The 6,614-nt window shown below is 62.3% G+C and carries 6 protein-coding genes; 4 read left to right on the forward strand and 2 right to left on the reverse strand.

Translation table 11 applies throughout. The features are described from left to right. From Q0693_RS10625 to Q0693_RS10640, 4 genes are all read left to right on the forward strand, one after another. Positions 1 to 907, forward strand: a 907-nt coding sequence (locus Q0693_RS10625; protein ID WP_298631719.1) for a TRAP transporter substrate-binding protein, incomplete at its 5' end; no start/stop codon positions are given. A gap of 135 nt (positions 908 to 1,042) precedes the next feature. Then, positions 1,043 to 2,332 carry an ABC transporter substrate-binding protein gene (locus Q0693_RS10630; protein WP_243029928.1) on the forward strand — a complete coding sequence of 430 codons (1,290 nt, stop codon included), beginning with the start codon at positions 1,043 to 1,045 and terminating at the stop codon, positions 2,330 to 2,332. A gap of 50 nt (positions 2,333 to 2,382) precedes the next feature. Then, entirely contained in the window at positions 2,383 to 3,258 is an 876-nt protein-coding gene (locus tag Q0693_RS10635) for a sugar ABC transporter permease (RefSeq protein ID WP_298631724.1), read from the forward strand. Further along, positions 3,255 to 4,097 carry a carbohydrate ABC transporter permease gene (locus tag Q0693_RS10640; protein ID WP_243029925.1) on the forward strand — a complete coding sequence of 281 codons (843 nt, stop codon included), beginning with the start codon at positions 3,255 to 3,257 and terminating at the stop codon, positions 4,095 to 4,097. Before Q0693_RS10635 ends, Q0693_RS10640 begins: the two co-directional genes overlap by 4 nt. 4 nt (positions 4,098 to 4,101) lie before the next feature. Here Q0693_RS10640 and Q0693_RS10645 read toward each other — a convergent pair whose 3' ends face one another. Together Q0693_RS10645 and Q0693_RS10650 are read right to left on the reverse strand one after the other, a co-directional pair. After that, entirely contained in the window at positions 4,102 to 5,670 is a 1,569-nt protein-coding gene (locus Q0693_RS10645) for a phosphoglucomutase (RefSeq protein ID WP_298631727.1), read from the reverse strand. 62 nt (positions 5,671 to 5,732) lie between these two features. Continuing rightward, a partial coding sequence (locus Q0693_RS10650; RefSeq protein ID WP_298631730.1) for a peptidylprolyl isomerase occupies positions 5,733 to 6,614 on the reverse strand: 882 nt, incomplete at its 5' end.

Below are 6,614 nucleotides of genomic sequence, written 5' to 3' on the forward strand. Positions count from 1 at the left end.
CGCCCTTACCGGTGGGCGCTTCCAGATCCGCACTTACCAAGCCGGCGAGATCGTGCCCGGGCTACAGGTGATGGATGCCGTGCAACAGGGTACGGTGGAAATGGGCCATACCGCCAGCTACTACTACGTGGGGAAGGCGGCGGTCTTTGCTTTTGACACCGCGGTACCCTTCGGCCTCACCGCAAGGCAGCAGAATGCCTGGATGTACTACGGGGGCGGTATTGAGCTTTTCCGCCCCATCTTCGCCGACTTCGGCATCATCCAGTTCCCCGGTGGCAACACCGGGGCCCAGATGGGGGGCTGGTTCCGCAAGGAGGTCAAGAGCGTAGCGGACCTTAAGGGCCTTAAGATGCGCATCCCCGGTCCCGGCGGCCAGGTGATGAGCCGGCTTGGGGTGGTGCCCCAGGTGTTGGCGGGTGGGGACATCTACCCGGCCCTGGAGCGGGGCGTGGTGGATGCCGCCGAGTGGGTGGGCCCTTACGACGACGAGAAGCTGGGCTTTTACAAGGTGGCCAAGTACTACTACTACCCCGGTTGGCATGAGCCGGGGCCCATGCTTTCCTTATACGTGAACCTAAAGGAGTGGCAGAAGCTGCCCAAGGAGTACCAGCAGGCCCTCGAGGTGGCCGCGGCCGAGGCCAACCTCGCCATGCTGGCCAAGTACGACCAGGTGAACCCCCCGGCCCTGCAACGCCTCATTAAGGCGGGGGTGCGCCTGCGCAAGTGGCCTGCCGATGTGATGAAGGCAGCCCAGAAAGCGGCTTTTGACTGGTACGAGGAGGAGGCGGCCAAGGACGCCACCTACCGCAAGGTCTACACCGCTTGGAAGAAGTTCCGCGAGGAGCAGTACCGCTGGTTTGGGGTGGCGGAGCTGGGCTACGCCAGCTTTGCCTTCCCGGCCCTCTGATTTCCTTTCCCTGGATTACCGCCCCGGGGGGAAGCCCCCGGGGTTTTCCTTTGCGGGATTGCTCCTTGCTTGGGCTTGACAGGTGGGGTAAACCAGGTTTAAAATCCGCCTGGAAAAGCTTCCATGGAGGTTTGTATGAGGCGTAGGGAGTTTCTCAAAAAGGCTGGGGTTGGGCTGGCTGCTAGCGCTCTTTGGGGGTCGGTTTTGGTGCGGGCCCAGACAGGTCCGGTCATCCGGGTGGCTGGGGACTCCACCGCGGTAGGCGAGGGTGGCCGCTGGATGAAGGAGATGGTGGAGGCCTGGGGTAAAAAAACGGGTACCCGCGTAGAGTATATTGACTCCCCTGCGGACACCAACGACCGCTTGGCCCTCTACCAGCAGTACTGGGCGGCCAAGAGCCCGGATGTGGACGTTTACATGATCGACGTCATCTGGCCGGGCATCGTTGCTCCCCATGCGGCCGACCTGAAGCAGTACTTCTCGGATAACGAGCTCAAGGAGTTCTTTCCCCGCATCGTCCAGAACAACACCATCCGCGGCAAACTCACCTCCATTCCCTTCTTTACTGATGCGGGCATCCTTTACTACCGCAAAGACCTTCTGGAAAAGTACGGCTTCAAGAACCCGCCCCGCACCTGGGTGGAGCTGGAGCAAATGTCTCAAAAGGTGATGGAGGGGGAGCGCCGTGCGGGTCGCCGGGACTTTTGGGGCTTTGTTTTCCAGGGCAAGGCTTATGAGGGCCTCACCTGCGACGCCTTAGAATGGATTTACTCCCACAAGGGTGGGCGCATTGTGGAACCCGATGGTACCATCAGCGTCAACAACGGCCGTGCAGCCCTAGCCCTGAACACCGTGCGCCGCTTTGTGGGGACCATCGCCCCCTCAGGGGTCACCAGCTATGCCGAGGAGGAGGCGAGGAACGTCTGGCAGCAGGGCAATAGCCTCTTCATGCGCAACTGGCCCTACGCCTACGCCCTGGGCCAGGCGGAGGGAAGCCCCATCCGCGGCAAGTTTGGGGTCACGGTGCTTCCCAAGGGCGGAGCCGATGCGCCCAACGCCGCCACCCTGGGTGGCTGGCAGCTCATGGTTTCCGCCTACAGCCGCTATCCCAAGGAGTCGGCCGATCTGGTGAGGTACTTGGCCTCCTACGAGGTGCAGAAGGATAACGCCGTGCGGCTTTCCCGCCTGCCCACTCGGATGGCCCTTTACACCGACCGGGACGTCCTGGCCAAGAACCCTTGGTTCCGCGACCTCCTTCCCGTCTTCCAGAATGCGGTTTCCCGGCCTTCTGATGTGGCGGGGGCCAAGTACAATCAAGTGTCCGAGGCTATCTGGACCGAGGTGCACGGCGTCCTTACCGGGAAGAAGACCGGGGAGGCGGCGGTGCGGGACCTCGAGGGCCGCTTGCGCCGCATTCTGCGCTAGCCTTCCTCCCATCCCCGGGGGGTGCTCCCCCCGGGGCTTATCCTCAAATCATGCTGACGCAACGGCAGGTACGCTTGGCCTGGTTATTGGTTCTCCCCACCCTTTTGGTGGTGGTGTTGGTGGCGGGGTACCCTTTGGCCCAGGTCTTTTACTGGTCCTTGTTCCGGGCCGATATCGCCTTTGTAGAGCCCCCGGAGTTTGTGGGGTTCAAGAACTACCTTTACCTTCTCCAGGACCCTGATTTCCGCCAAGCCCTATGGAACACGGTGAAGTTCACTGTGTTTTCTGTTAGCCTGGAAACTCTTTTGGGATTAGCTATTGCTTTGGTCATCCATTCCAACTTCAAGGGTCGGGGCTTGGTGCGTACCGCCATCCTTATTCCCTGGGCTATCCCCACGGTGGTTTCCGCCAAGATGTGGCAGTGGATGCTACACGATGTCTACGGGGTGATCAACATCCTGGGGGTGAAGCTGGGCATTCTGTCGCAAAAGGTGGCCTTTCTGGCCCGGCCCGAGCTGGTTCTGCCCGCCATCATCGCCGTGGATGTGTGGAAGACCACGCCCTTCATGGCCCTTCTCCTCCTGGCCGGCCTTCAGCTAATTCCCGAGGAGCTTTACGAGGCAGCTAGCATCGACGGGGCCACCCGTTGGCAGCAGTTCTGGACCATTACCCTCCCCCTTCTTACCCCCGCCTTGGTGGTAGCCCTCATCTTCCGTACCCTGGATGCCTTACGGGTGTTTGACGTGATCTTCGTTATGAGCGGCGTGAACCCGGCCACCCGTACCCTGGCCGTCTACAACCGCCAGACCTTGATAGATTTCCAGGACTTGGGGTATGGCTCGGCCATAAGCGTGGCGATTTTGGTCCTGATTTTCCTTTTTGTGGTGGCCTATATGCGGACCCTAGGTAGGGAGGCTCTGCGATGAGGACCTGGCTTCGCCTTGGAAATCGCCTGCTCTTTTACCTACTGGTGGTATTCGTGGTGGTGTATAGCGTCTTTCCCTTTTACTGGGCGGTGATCTCCAGCTTCAAGCCCTCCGACGCCCTTTTTGCCAGCGATCCCAACTTTTTGCCGCTGCCCTTCACCCTGGACCATTACAAGAACGTGTTTCTCCAGGCCAACTTTGGCCGCAACCTGCTGAACTCCGTGGTGGTCGCCGGCGGGGCCACCCTCCTTTCTCTGGTCCTTGGGGTGCTGGCTGCTTACGCTTTGGGTAGGTTGCCTTTCCCTCCCAGGAATGCTGTGCTCTACCTGGTTCTGGCTATGACCATGTTCCCCCAGATCTCGGTCTTGGGAGGGCTTTTCATGCTGCTCCGCCAAGCGGGCTTGTTCAACACCCATATGGGCCTTATCCTCAGCTACCTTCTTTTCACCCTCCCTTTTACCGTCTGGGTCCTGGTAGGTTACTTCAAAGGTTTACCCCGGGAGCTGGAGGAGGCGGCCTACGTGGACGGGGCCACCCCTTTGCAGACCTTGGTGCGCATCATGCTGCCCCTTACGGGTCCGGGTTTGGTGACCACGGGACTTCTGGCCTTCATCGCTGCCTGGAACGAATACCTTTTCGCCCTAACCTTCACCGTAGGGGATAAGGTGAAAACGGTCCCCCCAGCCATCGCCAGCTTTGGGGGGGCCACGCCCTTTGAGATCCCCTGGGGTTCCATCATGGCGGCCAGCGTGGTGGTGACCGTGCCCCTGGTGGTGCTGGTGCTGATCTTCCAGCAACGTATCGTGGCCGGATTAACCGCTGGCGCCGTCAAGGGCTGAGGGCTTACCCCAGGGTCTTGTGCACCAGGGCCATGGCGGCTTCCAGCACCACGTTTAGGTGTTCTTCCCCCTTAAAGCTTTCCGCATACACCTTGGCCACATCCTCGGTGCCGCTGGGGCGGGCGGCGAACCAGGCGTTCTCCGTCACCACCTTGAGGCCGCCTAGGGGCTCCCCGTTCCCGGGGGCCCGGGTGAGGATGGCCAGGATGGGCTCCCCGGCAAGCTCCCTCTCCTTCACGTCCTCGGGGGAGAGGCGAGCCAGCTTGGCCTTGGCCAAGGGGGAGATGGGAAGGTCCTTGCGGGTGTAGTAGGGCCGGCCCAGGCCTTCGGCCAGCTCCTCGTAGAGCTCATCGGGGGTCTTCCCCCGCTTGGCCAGGATCTCCGCCGCCAAGAGCCCCAGGAGAATCCCGTCCTTATCCGTGGAAAAGGGCCTGCCGTCAAAGCGCAAAAAGCTGGCTCCGGCGCTTTCCTCCCCGCCGAAGCCTAGCCAGCCTTGCAGGAGGCCTTCCACAAAGTATTTGAAGCCCACAGGGGTTTCGTAGACCTCCCGCCCCAAGGCCTTGGCCACCCGGTCCAAAAGGGCGCTGGTCACCGCGGTCTTGCCCACCTTGGCCCCTGGCCAGGTGCGGGTGGTGTAGAGGTGGTGGACAGCGGCCGCCAGGTAGTGGTTGGGGTTCATAAGGCCCCTCTTGGTGACGATCCCGTGGCGGTCGGCGTCGGGGTCGTTGCCGATGGCCAGGTCAAAGCGGTCTTTAAGGGCCAGGAGGCCGGCCATGGCGTAGGGGCTGGAGCAGTCCATGCGGATCTTGCCGTCGTGGTCGGGGGGCATGAAGCGGAAGGTGGGGTCCAGGGTGGGGTTCACCACCTCCAGGTGGAGATGGTAGGCCTCGGCAAGCCGTTCCCACACCCTAAGGCTTGCGCCCCCTAAAGGGTCCACCCCCAGGCGCAAGCCTGCCGCCTGGATGGCCCCTAGGTCCACGGCCTCCCGCACCTTCTCCACGTAAAGACCAGTGTAGTCGTAAGGCTTGGCTTGCCGCAAAGCTTCCCGGAAGGGAAGGCGCTTGACCCCCTTTAGCCCTTCCGCGAGAAGGGCGTTGGCCCTCTCCTCTATGGCCTTGGTGATGCGGGTGTCGGCGGGGCCACCCGTGGGAGGGTTGTACTTGAGGCCGCCGTCCTCCGGGGGGTTGTGGCTGGGGGTGAGGAGGATGCCATCCGCCTTGGCGGGGTGCTGGGCGTTGTGCTCCAGGATGGCCAAGGAGACCAGGGGGGTGGGGGTGTAGCCCTCCTCGAGGCGCACTTCCACTCCGTTGGCTACCAGTACGGAGAGGACCGTGGCCCAGGCGGGCTCGGAAAGGGCGTGGGTGTCCTTGGCCAGGAAGAGGGGCCCCGTGGCCCCAAAGGAGGCCCGGAGGTCGGCGATGGCCTGGGCCATGGCCAGCACGTGGGCCTCGGTGAAGGTGCCCTTGAGGCTGGTGCCCCGGTGGCCGCTGGTGCCGAAGGCCACCCGTTGCAGCGGGTCCGTGGGGTCGGGGCGTTCCTCGTAATAAAGGGTGAGGAGTTTGGGTATATCCATGGTCCCATCTTAAAAAAACGAGGAGGTCCGCGTAATGGGGACCTCCTCGAGGGCCCACCTGCTTAGGGCTTGGCCGGACCCTCCTCCGGGGTTTCTTTGGCAGGGGGGGTCTCAGGCTCCTGGGTCTTGGGGGTCAGTTCCGCCAGCACCTGGCTTAGGCGGTTTTCTATCTTGGCCGCTTTTCGCAGCTCCTGAACCAGGGCCTGGGCCTTTTGCTGGCGCTTGCTGAGGATGACCCTTAGCTTGGCTTCCTCCACCACTTCGTTGAAGGGCTTGAGCACCTCGGGCTTGCGGTTCTTGATGAGAAGCACCGCGAAGGTGCCATCTTCCAGCTTCACCACCTCGCTTACTTCGCCTAAGGGTCCCTTGGGGAAGGTCTCCTTCACCTTGAAGACCAGGCGGTCCAAGACGGCGGGGAGCTGGTTGGGGTTCACGGTGCCGTACTCGGTGAGGCTGCCCTCCTGGGCCTTGGCCAGGGCCTGGAGGTCGCCACCCTTCAAGGCCGCCTCCCGGAAGGCCTTGGCCTTGGCCTCCGCCTTGAAGACCACCCCTATGACCTCCGCGCTGGCCGGGATGGTGAAGAGGGCGGGGTTTTCCGCGTAGAACCTACGGGCCTCCTCCTCGGTGGCGGCAAGGCCCCGGGTCTCGTAGAGGAGATAGGCCTGGGCGATCCCGTCCTTGTTTCCGATGAAGGGCTTGCCGCTTTTCTTGGCCGCCTCCACCAGAAGCTCTCGTTCAATGAGGCTTTCCAGGGTCTGGGGCAGGAAGAACTGGACCGCCAGCTCCCCCAGGCCTTGCTGGATGAGGGCCGCCGTCTGTTGATTGGAGAAGATGGGCTGGAGGACCTGGGCCAGGAGGATTTCCTGCTCATTGACCTTGGCCACGGGGGGGTTCTGGTAGCTATAGGGGCTATCCTCGGCAAAACGGACCTGGGCTTTTTTGCG

This window comes from uncultured Thermus sp. (assembly GCF_938010445.1).
In the GTDB taxonomy this organism is placed as follows: Bacteria; Deinococcota; Deinococci; order Deinococcales; family Thermaceae; genus Thermus; species Thermus altitudinis.

Excerpts from the sequence above, each read along its gene's own strand:
- Q0693_RS10630 (WP_243029928.1), top strand. The coding sequence starts at position 1,043 with ATGAGGCGTAGGGAGTTTCTCAAAAAGGCTGGGGTTGGGCTGGCTGCT.
- Q0693_RS10635 (WP_298631724.1), top strand. The coding sequence starts at position 2,383 with ATGCTGACGCAACGGCAGGTACGCTTGGCCTGGTTATTGGTTCTCCCC.
- Q0693_RS10640 (WP_243029925.1), top strand. The coding sequence starts at position 3,255 with ATGAGGACCTGGCTTCGCCTTGGAAATCGCCTGCTCTTTTACCTACTG.
- Q0693_RS10645 (WP_298631727.1), bottom strand. The coding sequence starts at position 5,670 with ATGGATATACCCAAACTCCTCACCCTTTATTACGAGGAACGCCCCGAC.